Annotated in this window: 16 protein-coding genes; 7 read left to right on the forward strand and 9 right to left on the reverse strand. The window is 71.2% G+C overall.

Going from position 1 to position 15,909, the window contains the following annotated elements; all coding sequences use genetic code 11:
• Positions 1 to 51: 51 nt before the first annotated feature.
• Positions 52 to 1,017 (forward strand): thioredoxin-disulfide reductase, encoded by a 966-nt coding sequence (gene trxB / locus ACIOJE_RS12060; RefSeq protein ID WP_280673888.1) that lies wholly within the window; start codon positions 52 to 54, stop codon positions 1,015 to 1,017.
• Between the two features lie 153 nt (positions 1,018 to 1,170).
• Positions 1,171 to 1,497 (forward strand): thioredoxin, encoded by a 327-nt coding sequence (trxA, locus tag ACIOJE_RS12065; protein ID WP_280673889.1) that lies wholly within the window; start codon positions 1,171 to 1,173, stop codon positions 1,495 to 1,497.
• Between the two features lie 110 nt (positions 1,498 to 1,607).
• On the opposite strand, the gene ACIOJE_RS12070 is transcribed toward trxA, so the two are convergent.
• The 9 genes from ACIOJE_RS12070 to rpmH all read right to left on the reverse strand — a co-directional run bounded on the left by ACIOJE_RS12070 (position 1,608) and on the right by rpmH (position 8,439).
• Positions 1,608 to 2,225, reverse strand: coding sequence for a GNAT family N-acetyltransferase (locus ACIOJE_RS12070; protein ID WP_280674105.1), 618 nt, complete (start codon positions 2,223 to 2,225; stop codon positions 1,608 to 1,610).
• Positions 2,226 to 2,360: 135 nt separating this feature from the next.
• Positions 2,361 to 3,446 (reverse strand): ParB/RepB/Spo0J family partition protein, encoded by a 1,086-nt coding sequence (locus ACIOJE_RS12075; RefSeq protein ID WP_400775448.1) that lies wholly within the window; start codon positions 3,444 to 3,446, stop codon positions 2,361 to 2,363.
• Positions 3,443 to 4,525 carry a ParA family protein gene (locus ACIOJE_RS12080; RefSeq protein WP_400775451.1) on the reverse strand — a complete coding sequence of 361 codons (1,083 nt, stop codon included), beginning with the start codon at positions 4,523 to 4,525 and terminating at the stop codon, positions 3,443 to 3,445. Before ACIOJE_RS12080 ends, ACIOJE_RS12075 begins: the two co-directional genes overlap by 4 nt.
• A gap of 165 nt (positions 4,526 to 4,690) precedes the next feature.
• Positions 4,691 to 5,530, reverse strand: coding sequence for a 16S rRNA (guanine(527)-N(7))-methyltransferase RsmG (gene rsmG, locus ACIOJE_RS12085; protein ID WP_280673892.1), 840 nt, complete (start codon positions 5,528 to 5,530; stop codon positions 4,691 to 4,693).
• Positions 5,531 to 5,708: 178 nt separating this feature from the next.
• Positions 5,709 to 6,239, reverse strand: coding sequence for a R3H domain-containing nucleic acid-binding protein (locus ACIOJE_RS12090; RefSeq protein WP_280673893.1), 531 nt, complete (start codon positions 6,237 to 6,239; stop codon positions 5,709 to 5,711).
• Between the two features lie 81 nt (positions 6,240 to 6,320).
• Positions 6,321 to 7,490 carry a membrane protein insertase YidC gene (gene yidC, locus ACIOJE_RS12095; RefSeq protein ID WP_280673894.1) on the reverse strand — a complete coding sequence of 390 codons (1,170 nt, stop codon included), beginning with the start codon at positions 7,488 to 7,490 and terminating at the stop codon, positions 6,321 to 6,323.
• Complete coding sequence (gene yidD / locus ACIOJE_RS12100) at positions 7,487 to 7,858, reverse strand: membrane protein insertion efficiency factor YidD (protein ID WP_280673895.1); 372 nt, start codon at positions 7,856 to 7,858, stop codon at positions 7,487 to 7,489. Before yidD ends, yidC begins: the two co-directional genes overlap by 4 nt.
• Complete coding sequence (rnpA, locus tag ACIOJE_RS12105; protein WP_280673896.1) at positions 7,855 to 8,283, reverse strand: ribonuclease P protein component; 429 nt, start codon at positions 8,281 to 8,283, stop codon at positions 7,855 to 7,857. Before rnpA ends, yidD begins: the two co-directional genes overlap by 4 nt.
• Positions 8,284 to 8,301: 18 nt before the next feature.
• Entirely contained in the window at positions 8,302 to 8,439 is a 138-nt protein-coding gene (rpmH, locus tag ACIOJE_RS12110; protein ID WP_030392420.1) for a 50S ribosomal protein L34, read from the reverse strand.
• 471 nt (positions 8,440 to 8,910) lie between these two features.
• On the opposite strand from rpmH, the gene dnaA reads away from it, so the two are divergent.
• The 5 genes from dnaA (at position 8,911) to ACIOJE_RS12135 (ending at position 15,749) form a co-directional block, all read left to right on the forward strand.
• The gene (dnaA, locus tag ACIOJE_RS12115) at positions 8,911 to 10,788 is read left to right on the forward strand and encodes a chromosomal replication initiator protein DnaA (RefSeq protein WP_400775454.1); all 1,878 of its coding nucleotides are present in this window, start codon (positions 8,911 to 8,913) and stop codon (positions 10,786 to 10,788) included.
• A gap of 972 nt (positions 10,789 to 11,760) precedes the next feature.
• Positions 11,761 to 12,891: a DNA polymerase III subunit beta gene (gene dnaN / locus ACIOJE_RS12120; RefSeq protein ID WP_280673898.1), complete on the forward strand. Its 1,131-nt coding sequence runs from the start codon at positions 11,761 to 11,763 to the stop codon at positions 12,889 to 12,891.
• Positions 12,892 to 13,049: 158 nt separating this feature from the next.
• Positions 13,050 to 13,925, forward strand: coding sequence for a phosphogluconate dehydrogenase (NAD(+)-dependent, decarboxylating) (gene gnd, locus ACIOJE_RS12125; RefSeq protein ID WP_280673899.1), 876 nt, complete (start codon positions 13,050 to 13,052; stop codon positions 13,923 to 13,925).
• Positions 13,926 to 13,969: 44 nt separating this feature from the next.
• Positions 13,970 to 15,103 (forward strand): DNA replication/repair protein RecF, encoded by a 1,134-nt coding sequence (recF, locus tag ACIOJE_RS12130; RefSeq protein ID WP_400775456.1) that lies wholly within the window; start codon positions 13,970 to 13,972, stop codon positions 15,101 to 15,103.
• Positions 15,104 to 15,209: 106 nt separating this feature from the next.
• The gene (locus ACIOJE_RS12135; RefSeq protein WP_280673901.1) at positions 15,210 to 15,749 is read left to right on the forward strand and encodes a DUF721 domain-containing protein; all 540 of its coding nucleotides are present in this window, start codon (positions 15,210 to 15,212) and stop codon (positions 15,747 to 15,749) included.
• The last annotated feature ends 160 nt before the right edge of the window (positions 15,750 to 15,909 follow it).

The raw sequence follows: 15,909 nt of genomic DNA on the forward strand, positions 1-15,909 counted from the left end.
GACCGCCCTCCCCGCACCTAGCGCGGGTCGCGATGCGAACCAGGAGATGCAGTGAGCGACGTCCGTAACGTGATCATCATCGGTTCCGGCCCGGCCGGCTACACGGCCGCGCTCTACACGGCTCGGGCCTCCCTGAAGCCGCTGGTCTTCGAGGGGGCCGTCACCGCCGGTGGCGCCCTGATGAACACCACCGAGGTCGAGAACTTCCCGGGCTTCCGGGACGGCATCATGGGCCCCGAGCTGATGGACAACATGCGGGCCCAGGCCGAGCGCTTCGGCGCCGAGCTGATCCCGGACGACATCGTCGCGGTCGACCTCACCGGTGACGTCAAGACCGTCACCGACTCCGAGGGCAACGTGCACAAGGCGCGTGCCGTGATCGTCACCACCGGCTCCCAGCACCGCAAGCTGGGCCTGCCGAACGAGGACAAGCTGTCCGGTCGCGGTGTCTCCTGGTGCGCCACCTGCGACGGCTTCTTCTTCCGCGACCAGGACATCGCGGTGGTCGGCGGCGGCGACACCGCGCTGGAGGAGGCGACCTTCCTCTCCCGCTTCGCCCGCAGCGTCACGATCATCCACCGCCGGGACAGCCTGCGCGCCTCCAAGGCGATGCAGGAGCGCGCCTTCGCCGACCCGAAGATCCGCTTCGAGTGGGACAGCGCGGTCGAGGCCATCCACGGCGACCCGAAGCTGAGCGGCGTCACCCTGCGCGACACCACCACCGGTGAGACCCGCGAGCTGGACGTCACCGGCCTCTTCATCGCGATCGGCCACGACCCGCGCACCGAGCTGTTCAAGGGCCAGCTGGACCTCGACGGCGAGGGCTACCTCACGGTCGAGGCGCCCTCGACCCGGACCAACATCCCGGGCGTGTTCGGCGCCGGCGACGTCGTGGACCACACCTACCGCCAGGCCATCACGGCCGCCGGCACCGGCTGCTCCGCCGCGCTGGACGCCGAGCGGTACCTCGCCGCGCTGGACGACCTGGAGGCCAAGGCCGCCGCCGTGGCGGTCTGACCTCCGCGCCCCTCGCGCCACCGACCGATCCCCCGCGGGGGTGTGGCACCTGTTTCACGTGAAACACCCCCGCCCCGGCCAGGCCGAAACAGAACGGGCCCGCCCGTTGTTGACCTGGCAGCAGCCCTCTCCGTCCGAACCCGAGGAGTACCCGTGGCCGGCGCCACCACCACCGTCACCGACGCGACGTTCCAGGCCGACGTCCTGGACAGCGACAAGCCCGTGCTCGTCGACTTCTGGGCCACCTGGTGCGGCCCGTGCCGTCAGGTCGCCCCGATCCTGGACGAGATCGCGGCCGAGAACGGCGACAAGCTGACCATCGCCAAGCTGGACGTGGACGCCAACCAGGCGACCGCCGCCCAGTACGGCGTCATCTCGATCCCGACCCTCATCCTCTACAAGGGCGGCGAGCCGGTGAAGTCCATCACCGGTGCCCGTCCGAAGGCCGCGCTGCTGCGCGAGCTGGACGGCTTCATCTAGGTCGACAGGTCGTCGACCGAACGGCGGCGGGGCTCTCCACACCGGGGAGCCCCGCCGCCGTCGTTTCCGCGCCCGCCGTCGGTTTCCACGGCCGCCGTCGGTTCCGCACCCTAGAACGGCCGCAGCGCAGGCTCCTTGCGTCCCCCGCCGAGCAGCCGCTCCAGCGCCACCTCGACATCGCCCCGCCAGGAGAGCGTGGTCCTCGCCTCCAGCCGCAGCCGCGGGTAGCGGTGATGCGGCCGGACGGTCTTGAAGCCGACCGCGAGCAGATGGTCGGCCGGCAGCACACAGCCGACCGGCTCCGGCCCCGCGGAACCGAACGCCTCGATCGCCCGCACCCCGCGCCCGAGCAGGTCCTTGGCCACGGTCTGCACCAGCACCCGGCCGAGCCCCTGCCGCTGGTAGCCCGGCAGCACCCGGCTGACCATCAGCTGCACGGCGTCCGGTGAGACCGGACTGGTCGGGAAGGACTGCGACCGGGGCACGTAGGCGGGCGGCGCGTACAGCACGAAGCCGGCCGGCTGGTCGTCCACGTAGACGATCCGACCGCAGGAGCCCCACTCCAGCAGCACCGCGGAGATCCACCCCTCCTTCTCCAGCTCCGGCTTCCCGGACTCCACCGCCGCCCTCCCGCTGACCGGATCCAGCTCCCAGAACACACAGGAGCGGCAGGTCGTCGGCAGGTCGGCGAGGTTGTCCAGGGTCAGCGGAGCGATCCGGCGTCCCATGCCCCGCACCTCCTCCTCGTCACGGTCGAGCATGCCCCCACAGACGCCGATGGGTGCATGTTTCACGTGAAACAGCGCTCACGAAACAGCGCTCACGTGGAACATGCACCCATCGGGTACCGTCCCCGGCCCGGCTCAGCCCTGCGACAGCCGCAGACCGTCCTCACCCGGGGCCAGACTGTCCAGGATCCGGTTCAGGTCCTCGACCGAACCGAACTCCAGCACCACCTTGCCCTTGCCCAGCCGGCCGCCGCGCTGCGACACCTCGACCTTGACCCGGGTGTCGAAGCGGTCCGACAGCCGGCTCGCCAGATCGTTGAAGGCCGGGGAGAGCAGCTTGCCGGCCTTCGGCGCCTGGCGCTTCGGCTTCTCCTCCTCCGAGCCCATCACCATGACGATCTCCTCGGTGGTCCGCACCGAGAGGCCCTCCGCGACGATCCGCCTGGCCAGCTGCTCCTGCCGCTCGGCGTCCGCCACACCGAGCAGCGCCCGGGCGTGGCCGGCCGTCAGCGTTCCGGCGGCCACCCGGCTCTGCACGGTCGGCGGGAGCTTCAGCAGCCGCAGTGTGTTGGAGACGTGCGAGCGCGAGCGGCCGATCCGGTCCGCCAGCTCGTCGTGGGTGCAGGAGAAGTCCCGCAGCAGCTGGTCGTAGGCGGCGGCCTCCTCCAGCGGGTTCAGCTCGGCCCGGTGCAGGTTCTCCAGGAGGGCGTCCAGCAGCAGCTTGTCGTCCTCGGTGGCGCGGACGATCGCCGGAATCCGCTCCAGCCCGGCCTCCTTGGAGGCCCGCCAGCGGCGCTCCCCCATGATCAGCTCGAAACTCTCCACGCCGACCTGGCGCACCACGACCGGCTGGAGCAGACCCACCTCCTTGATGGAGGCGACCAGCTCGTCCAGCTTGTCCTCGTCGAAGTTCTTGCGCGGCTGGCACGGGTTGGCCACGATCGCGCCCAGCGGCAGCTCGGCGAAGAAGGCACCGGCCACCGGCGCGAGCCGCACCTGGTCGGCCTGCTCCCGCAGGCTGCCCGCGGCCGCCCTGGCCGCCACCGTGGCACGGCCGCCCGGCAGCACCGGCACCGAGGCCGGCGGCACCGCGTCGGTCGCCACCGCCGAGGCCGGTGCGGGCGGGGCTGCCACGGGCTGCGCCGCCGCCCCGCCGTCCACCGGCGTGGCGGGGCCGATCAGCGCCCCGAGCCCTCGTCCCAGACCCCTGCGACCACTCACTGATGACCCTCCGTCGTACCGTGCTGTGCCACCGGGGCTCCGTGCCCCTGCTGGCCGTCCCGCTGCTGGCCCACCAGTGTGGAGCCACCCACGCCCATGCCCACCGCGCGCAGCGCGAGCTCGCGGGCGGCCTCCAGGTAGGAGAGCGCCCCGGTCGAGCCCGGGTCGTAGGTGAGCACCGTCTGACCGTAGCTGGGCGCCTCCGAGATCCGGACCGAGCGCGGGATCGCGGTGCTCAGCACCTCCTGCTGGAAGTGCGTCCGGACCTCCTCGGCGACCTGCGCGGCCAGCCTGGTCCGGGCGTCGTACATGGTGAGCAGGATGGTCGAGACGTGCAGCGCGGGGTTGAGGTGCGCGCGCACCAGCTCGACGTTGCGCAGCAGCTGGCCCAGGCCCTCCAGCGCGTAGTACTCGCACTGGATCGGGATCAGCACCTCCTGCCCGGCCACCAGGGCGTTGACCGTGAGCAGGCCCAGCGAGGGCGGACAGTCGATCAGGATGTAGTCGAGCGGCTGCTCGTAGGCGGCGATGGCGCGCTGCAGCCGGCTCTCCCGCGCCACCAGCGAGACCAGCTCGATCTCGGCGCCGGCCAGGTCGATGGTCGCGGGGACGCAGAACAGTCCCTCGACGTCCACCACCGGCTGCACCACGTCGGCGAGCGGCTTGCCCTCGACCAGGACGTCGTAGATGGACGGCACCTCGGCGTGGTGGTCGATGCCGAGGGCCGTGGAGGCGTTGCCCTGCGGGTCGAGGTCGACGACCAGGACGCGCAGTCCGTGCATGGCGAGCGAGGCGGCCAGGTTGACGGTGGTGGTGGTCTTGCCGACCCCGCCCTTCTGGTTGGCGACCACCATCACCCGGGTGGCGGCCGGGCGGGGCAGACCCTCACCCGCTCGGCCGATCGCCTGAACCGCAGCCTGGGCAGCCCGCGCGATGGGCGTGTCATCGATCTGGTCGATGGTCTCCGAGTCCTGCATGGGGGTCAGTGTTTCACGTGAAACCGGAGCGGCAACAGTCGCCGCCCGGCTGCGGCCGAGGATTCCCGAGAGCAAGGAGCGACGTTTCACGTGAAACACCATGCCCGCTATGTCGGAAATCTGACGTTGCGACACTCCGGCGTCCTCCCGGCGTCCTCCCGGCGACCCGCCGTCACCCGGCCGGCCACCGGAACGCCGACGGGCGGGCGCTCCCCCGTTCAGGAGGAACCACCCGCCCGTCGTCGAGCGTGTCCGGCGCCACCCGCCTCAGCGGGTACGGCGCCGCCCGCCCCGGGTGCGCTCACCGGTCCGGACGCCCGCGTTGCGCCCGGCCCGGGCCGCCTTCGCCCGCCGGGTCGCGGCCTTCACCCCGCCGGGGCTCTCGCCGGCCTTGACCTGGACCACCCGGGTCGAGGTCTCCAGGGTGCCCTCACCGACCGAGATCACGCTCCATTCGACCGCGCCCAGCTTGGTCAGCCCGGCCCGCGAGTCGGCCAGCTCCTGCTCGGCGCTGTCGCCCTTGAGCGCCAGCATCTGCCCGTGCGGCCGGAGCAGCGGCATCCCCCAGCCGGCCAGCCGGTCCAGCGGCGCCACCGCGCGGGCGGTCACCACGTCCACCGCGAGCTTGCCGACCATCTCCTCGGCCCGGCCGCGCAGCACCGTGACGTTCTCCAGCCCGAGCTCCCGGACGACCTCCTCCAGGAAGGTGGTCCGACGCAGCAGCGGCTCCAGCAGCGTCACCGAGACGTCTGGACGGGCCAGCGCCACCGGGATGCCCGGCAGACCGGCGCCGGACCCGACGTCGCACAGGGTCGAGCCGGCCGGCAGCAGCTCGGCGAGCACCGCGCAGTTGAGGACGTGCCGGTCCCAGAGCCGGGGCACCTCCCGCGGCCCGATCAGCCCGCGCTGCACGCCCGCGGTGGCCAGCAGTTCGGTGTAGCGGACCGCGGCGTCGAAGCGATCGCCGAAGACCTCCCGGGCGACGGCCGGAGCACCGGCCAGCTCGGGCACGTCGGCCACCTCGGCGGCCTCGGCGGCCTGCCCGGCAGCGGCCGGATTCACGTCGGCCGCCCCCGGCCGACCAGCGGCCGCGTTCTCCGTGTCCATCTCGACCTCTCCGATCCCCGGATCCACCGACCCGCTCTCCGCACTGTTTCACGTGAAACATCTCGCGCCGGGCTCACGCCCCGCGAAGGGACGACGACCCCGCCCGCACGAGGCGGACGGGGTCGCGTCCGGTGAAGCCCACCGGCCGCCGAAGCAACCGGTCGTCGTACCGCCGGCCTCAGACCGGCAGCACGACCACGCATCGCTGGGGCTCTTCACCCTCGGACTCGCTGCGCAGACCGGCGGCCGCGACCGCGTCGTGGACGACCTTGCGCTCGAAGGGCGTCATCGGCCGCAGCTTGACCTGCTCGCCACTGCTCTTCGCCTGCTCGGCGGCCTTGGCACCGAGCGCGGCCAGCTCGGAGCGCTTGCGGGCCCGGAAGCCGGCAATGTCCAGCATGAGGCGGCTGCGCTCGCCGGTCTCCCGGTGGACAGCCAACCGGGTCAGCTCCTGCAGTGCCTCCAGCACCTCGCCGTCCTGGCCGACCAGGCGCTGCAGCGCGCGGTCGTTGCCGTCACCGACGATGGAGACCAGGGCGCGGTCGCCCTCGACGTCCATGTCGATGTCACCGTCGAGGTCGGCGATGTCGAGCAGACCCTCCAGGTAGTCCGCCGCGATGTCGCCCTCCTGCTCCAGCCGGGCGATGAGGTTCTCGTCGGCGCTGGCGGCGGCCTCGGCCTCGACGGCGGAGGTGGTGCCTTCAGTCACTGATGGACTCCTTCGGAGATGGGCCCAGTTGGTGGGCCGGGAACGAAGCTCTGCGCGCTGTCACAACAGGTCCGGGACCGGTCAGGACTTCTTCTTCGGCCGCTGCCCGCCACCGCGCTTCGGCTGCTGCCGGGCGCCCTGCTGCCGGGTGGTGCCCGGCTTGGCCGCGCCCTGCTGGGGGGCCGCCGGCTTGGCACCGGAGTCGGCCTGGACGGCCTCCTCGGCGGGCTCCTCGGTCGAGGCCGGGGTGTCCTGGGTCAGGTCGGCGGTCTGCTGCCCGGTACCGCTCTGCTGGCGCTGCGCCTTGCTCTGCTTGCGGGGCTGCTGGCGGCGCGCCTGCGCCGACTCCTCGACCACGGCGGCCGCGGACGAGGCCGCGCTGAGGGCCGCCTTGGACGGGGGAAGCATGCCCCACAGCGCGCCCTTGATCTCCGAACCGTCCGGGTTCAGCCGGCCGGCCTTCTTCAGGCGGACCTGCCGATCCGCGAAGGCCTTGCTGCCCGGGGTCGGGTTGTTGTGGATGACGATCAGCTGCTGGCCCATCGACCAGACGTTGGTGGTCAGCCAGTAGACCAGGACACCGACGGGGAAGTTGATGCCCATCACGGCGAACATCACCGGGAAGACGTACATCAGCATCTTCTGCTGCTGCATGAACGGCGTCTTCACCGTGAGGTCGACGTTCTTGGTCATCAGCTGGCGCTGGGTGATGAACTGCGACAGCGACATCATGATGATCATCACCGCGGTGACGATCTTGACGCTGGTCTCGGGGCTGCTGACGAAGGTCGCGGAGAGCGGGGCGCCGAAGATGTGCGCCTTGCCGGCGCTCACCAGCAGGTCGCCGTGGATGACGCCGATCTCCTGGCTCTTGGCGACCTTGGCGAGCACGCCGTAGAGGGCGGTGAAGAACGGCGCCTGCACGATGATGGGAAGGCAGCTGGAGAACGGGTTGGTACCCGCCTCCTTGTACAGCTTCATCATCTCTTCGGACTGGCGCTGCTTGTCGTTCTTGTAGCGCTCCTGGATGGCCTTCATCTTCGGCTGGATCGCCTGCATGGCCCGGGTCGCCTTGATCTGCTTCACGAAGAGCGGGATCAGGCAGATCCGGATGACGACCACCATCGAGGCGATGGCCAGACCCCAGGCCCAGCCACCGTCCGGGTCGAAGATGTTGCTGTACAGCGAGTGGAACTGGACGATGATCCAGGACACCGCTGTGTACAGGGGATTCAGGAAGGAGAAGGTCACCGGTCAGGCTCCTTGGACATGTGGATTGGCCCCGCAGGGCCAATGGTCGCCGGGCCCTCTGGGTCCGGACCGGCGGGGGTCGTGGTCACCGGCTGTCCGGTGGCGGACCGGCTGCTCAGCCAGTCTCGCAACCGCCGGTGCCACACCGGATGCTTACGCGGCGGAACGTGATCGACCCCGCCGGGCGTCCACGGATTGCAGCGCAGGATGCGCCACACGGTCAGCCCGCCGCCCTTGACCGCCCCGTGCACCTTCACGGCCTCGAAGCCGTAGTGCGAACAGGAGGGGTAGTAACGGCAGACCGGACCGAGCAGTGGGCTGATGGTCCACTGGTAGACCCTGATCAGACCCATCAGCAGGTACTTCATCGACCTGCTCCCGTCGGCGCCGTCGTGGCGGGCTCCACCTTCAGCAACCGCTTCAGCGCCGCGTCCAGGTCACGTTCGAGGTCCTGGTACGAGGCGGACGCGGCCTGGGGCAGCGCACGCACCACTATCAGGCTACCGGCGGGCAGCCTGGACAGACGATCACGAACGAGGTGACGCAACCGGCGCTTGACCAGGTTGCGAACGACCGCCGGGCCGACGGCCTTGCTCACGACGAAACCCGCACGCGCCGAAGGAGTCCCCTCGGCGACGTGCGGGCGGGAGTCGCTGGTCCGGTCGGTCTGCCCCTTGGGGTCACCATCTCTGCTGAGATGGACGACCAGAAGGGGCCGGCCGGCCCGACGACCGCGTTTCACCGCGGTCGCGAAGTCCTGGCGCCGCCGCAGCCGATTCTCGGAGGGCAGCACAACAGACTCTGTCGTGGATCAGGCGGACAGGCTGGTGCGGCCCTTGCCACGGCGGGCAGCCAGGATGGCGCGGCCGGCGCGGGTACGCATACGCAGCCGGAAGCCGTGGGTCTTCGCGCGACGACGGTTGTTCGGCTGGAAGGTGCGCTTGCTCACTCGGGGGCTCCTGAGGTGAATCGTAGGATGACGGGGAGTCGCTTGGCCGTCACCGTGCGTCCGCGTGATCTCCCCTGATACGGAAATCCGGCCCATCACCCCAGTTCGGCTGGGGTTTCAGGCAATCCACGGCGCCCGTGCTGCGCGCCTTATGGAGCGGGTGGACCCGCGGACATGCGGCAGCGGCCATCGACAACTCGACCTGGTTACGGTACGCGGGACGGGGCGCGAGGGTCAAACCAGCCTCTTCGAACGGCCCCCCACGGATGTCCGAAACCCGCTTCGCCCACAGCCTGTGGACAACGACTTGATCCGGCCCTGTTCGCTGACTACCGTTGCAGGACTTGTCTGGTTTGTTCTTCGTGTGTCGTTCCTCGTGGGGTCGGTCCGCCGGAGACGGGCCCACCGATCACTGCCTCCTGATCCACCACCCCCTGCTGGAGCCGCGGGGAACCGAGAAAGCGTGCACCAGTGGCTGATGTCAACAGCGACCTCGTCCCGGTCTGGGCGAGGGTCGTCGAGCGGCTGGTCAGCGACCCGGACGTCGGGGAGATGGACAAGCAGTGGGTGCAGCGCACCCAGCCGATGTGGATGATGCACGACACCGCCCTGCTGGCGACCCCCAACGAGCGGGCCAAGCAGGTGCTGGAGGGCCGGCTGCTGCCGCAGCTCACCGAGGCCCTCAGCCGCGAGCTCAGCCGTCCGGTCCGGATCGCCGTGATGGTCGACGCCAACGCCGTCCCGACCACCCCCGCACCCGCCGCCCAGGCCCCGGCCGAGCCGTACCCCGGCCCGTCCGACGAGGACACCGGCGGCTACGGCGGCCAGGGCTACCAGCAGCCGTACGAGCAGGACTACGAGCGGCCCCGCTACGACACCGGCGGCTACGAGCAGCGCCCCGCGCCGTACGGCGGCCCGGCGGCCGGTCCGACCTGGCCGGGCTACCAGGAGCAGGGCGGCTACCAGGAACACGGCGGCGGCTACCCCGACCAGGGTGGCTACCAGGAACACGGCGGCTACCAGGAGCAACCGCCCGCCTACCGCGAGCCCGACGAGCCCGCGCCCCGACCGGCGCCGCGCCCGATGCCCGGCCCGCCCGCGACCACCCAGGGCGACCTGTTCGGCGGCGCGTACGGCCCCGGCCCGAACGAGCAGCCCCGCGCCGGCGCCGGCCGCCGCTCCCCCGGCTCCCGCCCGGCCGGCGGCCGCCCCGCGGACAAGAACGCGCCGGAGCGCGCGACCGAGCGCCCCGCCGTCCCCGGAGTTCCCGCCCCGCCGGGCGCCCCGCCGGCCGGCGGCTCGCGCAAGGACGAGCCGGCCGCCCGGCTGAACCCCAAGTACCTCTTCGACACCTTCGTCATCGGCGCGAGCAACCGCTTCGCGCACGCGGCGGCGGTGGCGGTCGCCGAGGCCCCGGCCAAGGCGTACAACCCGCTCTTCATCTACGGCGAGTCCGGGCTGGGCAAGACCCACCTGCTGCACGCCATCGGGCACTACTCGCGCAGTCTCTTCCCGGGCACCCGGGTGCGCTACGTGTCCTCGGAGGAGTTCACCAACGAGTTCATCAACTCGATCCGGGACGGCAAGGCGGACACCTTCCGCCGCCGCTACCGGGACATGGACATCCTGCTCGTGGACGACGTGCAGTTCCTCGCGAGCAAGGAGTCCACGCAGGAGGAGTTCTTCCACACCTTCAACACCCTGCACAACGCGAACAAGCAGATCGTCCTCTCCTCGGACCGGCCGCCCAAGCTGCTGACCACGCTGGAGGACCGGCTGCGCAACCGCTTCGAGTGGGGCCTGATCACCGACGTCACCCCGCCGGAGCTGGAGACCCGGATCGCGATCCTGCGCAAGAAGGCGATCCAGGAGCAACTCAACGCCCCGGCCGACGTGTTGGAGTTCATCGCGTCCCGGATCACCCGCAACATCCGGGAGTTGGAGGGCGCCCTGATCCGGGTCACCGCCTTCGCCAACCTCAACCGGGCGCCGGTGGACCTGGAGTTGGCCGGGATCGTCCTCAAGGACCTGATCCCGGGCGGGGACGAGGACGCCGGTCCGGAGATCACCGCGCAGGTCATCATGCAGCAGACCGCCGCGTACTTCGGGCTGGGTGTGGACGACCTCTGCGGATCCTCGCGCAGCCGCGTCCTGGTGACGGCACGTCAGATCGCGATGTACCTCTGCCGGGAGCTGACCGACCTCTCGCTGCCGAAGATCGGCGCGCAGTTCGGCGGCCGCGACCACACCACGGTGATGCACGCGGACCGCAAGATCCGCTCGCTGATGGCCGAGCGGCGCTCGATCTACAACCAGGTCACCGAGCTGACCAACCGCATCAAGAGCTAGGGCCGCCGGCTCGGGAGAGCCGGCCACCCGCCGTCGCGGTGCCGGCCCCGGCACCGCGGGAAAGGGCGTCAGGAGCGATCCTGACGCCCTTTCGGCATATCCACAGGTGTGTACCGCGCATCGGCTGGGCAGAGATGCCCTCGACGGACGTTCCGCCAGTCCACAGCCCGCGCCGAACATCTGACCGGCAATTCGAAAGCCGAGGCCGCGCAGGGCAGTTGTCCACAGGACGGGCGCCTTCCCCGCAGTCCACAGGCCGGGGAGTCCGAAGTTATCCAGAATTCGTCCACAGGCCCGTCACCGCTACGCTCTTCCGCGCAGGTCAGGTGCCTGTGGACTTGTGCACAACGGTTATCCACAGGGTGTGGACAATTGACGGGCCACCAGGGGGCCATCCGGGTTATCCACCGGTTGTCCCCAGGCTCGGGGCGGTTATCCCCAGGTTGTCCACAGAGTGGTCCACAGTTCGGCAACCGTGGGGTAGCGTTCATGCCCTGGTGTGAAAGGCGTCACGTAAAGTTGACCGGCGCCCGTGGATAACCGGGCCCGGATCTGGGGATAGCCCTGGGGATAACCTGTGGATACCCAGCGTGCCCTGTGGGTAACGCTCCGCTGTCCACAGCGAGGCCTGTCCGTCCACAGCCGCCGTCCACACCCGCTGTGGACAAAAAAGTGGGTCTGACCTGCGGAAACGGGGTTATCCACGGTTTCCACAGGCCCTACTACTACCACTACACCTTTAGACCCATCGACTCGCTTGAAAGTGGGTGGGCCCCGAATCTGTGGACAACCGCCGCCCGACATCTGTTCGGGTTGCTTCCGCCCGTCTGCCCCGTCTGTCGGCGGAGTACGTCAGACTGTCCTCTGCGACTGGAAGCGGAGTGGCAGTGCTCGGTGGACAGCCGAACCGACGATCAAGATCAGACGAACCAGAGTGCGAGCGGGAGCGCTCGATCCAGGAGGCGGTTACCGGTGAAGTTCCGGGTGGAGCGTGACGTCCTCGCGGAGGCGGTGGCCTGGGCTGCCCGCAGCCTCCCGGCACGGCCGCCGGTGCCGGTGCTGGCCGGCCTGCTGCTGACGGCACAGGACGGCAGCCTGGCGCTGTCCGGCTTCGACTACGAGGTCTCGGCCCGGGTCGAGCTGGAGGCGGACATCGAGGAGGCCGGCACCGTCCTGGTCTCCGGCCGGCTGCTGAACGACATCTCGCGCAACCTTCCCAACAGGCCGGTGGAGATCTCCACCGACGGCCAGCGGGTCAGCGTGGTCTGCGGCAGCTCCCGGTTCACCCTCCCCACCCTCCCGGTGGACGAGTACCCGGCCCTGCCCCAGATGCCCACCGCCACGGGCACCGTCCCCGGCGACGTCTTCGCCTCCGCGGTCAGCCAGGCCGCCGTGGCCGCCGGCCGTGACGACACCCTGCCGGTGCTCACCGGCGTGCGGGTCGAGATCGAGGGCGACCGGATCACCCTGGCCGCCACCGACCGCTACCGCTTCGCGGTCCGCGAGCTGCTGTGGAAGCCCGAGCAGTCGGACATCTCCGCCGTCGCCCTGGTGCCCGCCAAGACCCTGCAGGACATCGCGAAGTCCCTGGGCAGTGGCGACAACGTCTCGATCGCGCTCTCCTCGGGCGGGGCGGGCGAGGGCCTGATCGGCTTCGAGGGCGCCGGCCGCCGGACCACCACCCGGCTGCTGGAGGGCGAGTTCCCGAAGTTCCGCAGCCTCTTCCCGACGGAGTTCAACGCCATCGCGGCGATCCAGACCCAGCCCTTCCTGGAGGCGCTCAAGCGCGTCTCGCTGGTCGCCGAGCGCAACACCCCGGTCCGGCTGAACTTCGAGGAGGGTGTGCTGACCCTGGAGGCCGGTTCGGGCGACGACGCCCAGGCCACCGAGCGGATCGACGCCTCCCTGGAGGGCGACGCCATCTCGATCGCCTTCAACCCGGGCTACCTGGAGGAGGGCCTCAAGGCCATCGACTCCGCCTACGCCCAGCTGAGCTTCACCACTCCGACCAAGCCGGCCCTGCTCAGCGGCAAGGCGTCGGTGGACGCCGAGGCGGACGAGGCCTACCAGTACCTGATCATGCCGGTCCGCCTCTCCGGCTGACCTCCCGGCTGACGACCCACAGGCTGTGCACACGGCCTGTGGACGGCCTCCCCCGGTCGGCCCGACCGCGGGGAGGCCTTGTCGCTTCAGCGCGTAGGCTCGGGGAGTGCGGCAACGGCGCCGCCGGCAGGCACGTCACCACAGGTAAGGACTTGGTCATGGAGCTCGGCCTCATCGGTCTCGGCAAGATGGGCGGCAACATGCGCGAGCGGATCCGCCGCGCCGGCCACACCGTCATCGGCTACGACCGCAACCCGGACGTCTCCGACGTCGAGAGCCTGCAGGAACTCGTCACCAAGCTCCAGGGCCCGCGGGTGGTCTGGGTGATGGTCCCGGCCGGTGCCGCCACCCAGGCGACCGTCGACGAGCTCGCCGAGCTGCTCTCCCCCGGCGACGTGGTGGTCGACGGCGGCAACTCCCGCTGGACCGACGACATCAAGCACGCCGAGGCACTGGCCGCCAAGGGCATCGGCTTCGTCGACTGCGGTGTCTCCGGCGGTGTCTGGGGCCTGGAGAACGGCTACGCCCTGATGTACGGCGGCGACGCCGAGCACGTCGCCCGCGTCCAGCCGATCTTCGACTCGCTCAAGCCCGAGGGCGACTTCGGCTCGGTGCACGCGGGCGCGGTGGGCGCCGGCCACTTCGCCAAGATGGTCCACAACGGCATCGAGTACGCGATGATGCAGGCCTTCGCCGAGGGCTGGGAGCTGCTGGAGGCCGCCCCCGAGGTCACCGACGTGCGCGAGGTCTTCCGCAGCTGGCAGGAGGGCACGGTCATCCGCTCCTGGCTGCTGGACCTGGCCGTCCGCGCCCTGGACGAGGACGAGCACCTGGCCAAGCTGCGCGGCTGGGCCGCCGACTCCGGCGAGGGCCGTTGGACCGTCGAGGCCGCGATCGACCACGCGGTGCCGCTGCCGGCGATCACCGCCTCGCTGTTCGCCCGCTTCGCCTCACGCCAGGACGACTCGCCGCAGATGAAGATGATCGCCGCGCTGCGCAACCAGTTCGGCGGCCACGCGGTCGAGTCCAAGTAACTCCCCCAGGGTTTGTCCACAGAAGGCGAGCGCAGTCCACAGCCATGCACGTCGCGCATCTGTCGCTCGCCGACTTCCGGTCGTACGCCCGGGCCGAGGTCCCCCTCGACCCGGGCGTGACGGCCTTCGTGGGGCCCAACGGCCAGGGCAAGACCAACCTGGTCGAGGCGATCGGCTACGTCGCCACCCTGGGCAGCCACCGGGTCGCCACCGACGCCCCGCTGATCCGGCTGGGCGCCGAGCGCGCGGTGATCCGCACCTCGGTGGTGGACCGCGGCCGCTCCACCCTGGTCGAGCTGGAGCTGACCCCGGGCAAGGCCAACCGGGCCCGGATCAACCGCTCCGACAACGTCCGCCCGCGCGACGTGCTGGGCCTGCTGCGCACCGTCCTGTTCGCCCCCGAGGACCTCAGCCTGGTCAAGGGCGACCCGGGCGAGCGCCGCCGCTTCCTGGACGAGCTGCTGACCGCCCGGGCCCCCCGGCTGGCCGGGGTCCGGCAGGACTACGAGCGGGTGCTCAAGCAGCGCAACGCCCTGCTGAAGACCGCCGCGATGGCCCGCCGGGCCGGTGGCGGCAAGGGCGCCGACCTCTCCACCCTGGAGGTCTGGGACGGCCATCTGGCCCGGGCCGGCGCCGAGTTGACGGCCTTCCGGATCCAGCTGGTGGCCGCCCTGCAGCCGCTGGTGGCGGCCGCGTACGGGCAGCTGGCCCCGGGCGGCGGCGACACCGCCCTCGAGTACCGCAGCTCCTTCGAGGGCGGGCTGCCGACCAGCCGCGAGCAGGCCGAGGAACAGCTGCTGAACGCGCTGCAGGCGATCCGCAAGCAGGAGGTGGAGCGCGGGATCACCCTGGTCGGCCCGCACCGCGACGAGCTGGTGCTCAAGCTCGGCCCGCTACCCGCCAAGGGCTACGCCAGCCACGGCGAGTCCTGGTCGTTCGCGCTGGCGCTGCGGCTGGCCTCGTACGAGCTGCTGCGCGCCGACGGCGGCGAGCCGGTGCTGATCCTGGACGACGTGTTCGCCGAGCTGGACGCGGCCCGCCGGGACCGGCTGGCCGAACTGGTGGCCGACGGCGAGCAGGTGCTGGTCACCGCGGCGGTCGCCGAGGACGTGCCGAAGGCGCTGGCCGGCGCCCGGTTCACGGTCGCCGACGGCGCCGTCCGTCGGATCGACGCCTGACTTCCCCGGCACACCCGCAACCGCCGCCCGTGCACTCCCGTAGGCTGGACGGCTCATCGGCGCGCACCCGCGACCGTTGTCCACAGGCTGGGGAAAGGAGATCGCCGTGAGCGAGCCGGCGGAGCGCTCCCCCCAGCCGGGCGACCCGGCACCGACCGGCGCCGACCTCGCCCGCTCCGCCCTGCGGGCGGCCCGGGCCCAGGCGCGGCAGCGCGGCGAGCAGGTCCGGGAGAAGCGCGAGGCGAAGCGGTACGGACTGCGCAGCGGCGCCCGGTCGGACGGCCGCGACCCGGTCCCGTTGGGGGCGGCGCTGAATCGGCTGCTGACCGAGCGGGGCTGGGAGTCCTCGGCCGCGGTCGGCGGGGTGATGGGCCGGTGGCCCCAGATCGTCGGCCCGGACATCGCCGCGCACTGCCACCCCTCCTCCTACGACGACGCCGCCGCGGTGCTCACCGTGCAGTGCGACTCCACTGCCTGGGCCACCCAACTGCGCTGGCTGGCAAGGCAGTTGGTGGCCCGTCTGAATCACGAGCTGGGCCACGGCACGGTCCGCACCATCAAGGTGCTCGGCCCGGCGGCGCCCGCCCGGGGCTACGGCCGGCTGCGCGCGCCGGGGAGCAAGGGGCCGGGCGACACCTGGGGCTGACCGCGGGGCCGGCCCCACGGCGACCGACGCCGAGCGGACCACGATCTTCCGGAACCCCTGACAGCCCTTCCAGGCGCTCTGGGCCCCCGGGGCGAGTATCGGGACACGTGCAGAGGGGATTCAGGGCGGCATATCTGCCTTCAAGGGCTGCCAAACGCCC

Source organism: Kitasatospora sp. NPDC087861, assembly GCF_044742585.1.
Classification (GTDB): domain Bacteria; phylum Actinomycetota; class Actinomycetes; order Streptomycetales; family Streptomycetaceae; genus Kitasatospora.

Coding starts and splice junctions, on each gene's coding strand:
- ACIOJE_RS12070 (WP_280674105.1), bottom strand. CDS start 2,225: ATGGGACGCCGGATCGCTCCGCTGACCCTGGACAACCTCGCCGACCTG.
- ACIOJE_RS12080 (WP_400775451.1), bottom strand. CDS start 4,525: ATGGTGTTTCACGTGAAACGTCGCTCCTTGCTCTCGGGAATCCTCGGC.
- rsmG (WP_280673892.1), bottom strand. CDS start 5,530: ATGGACACGGAGAACGCGGCCGCTGGTCGGCCGGGGGCGGCCGACGTG.
- yidD (WP_280673895.1), bottom strand. CDS start 7,858: ATGAAGTACCTGCTGATGGGTCTGATCAGGGTCTACCAGTGGACCATC.
- gnd (WP_280673899.1), top strand. CDS start 13,050: ATGGAGCTCGGCCTCATCGGTCTCGGCAAGATGGGCGGCAACATGCGC.
- recF (WP_400775456.1), top strand. CDS start 13,970: ATGCACGTCGCGCATCTGTCGCTCGCCGACTTCCGGTCGTACGCCCGG.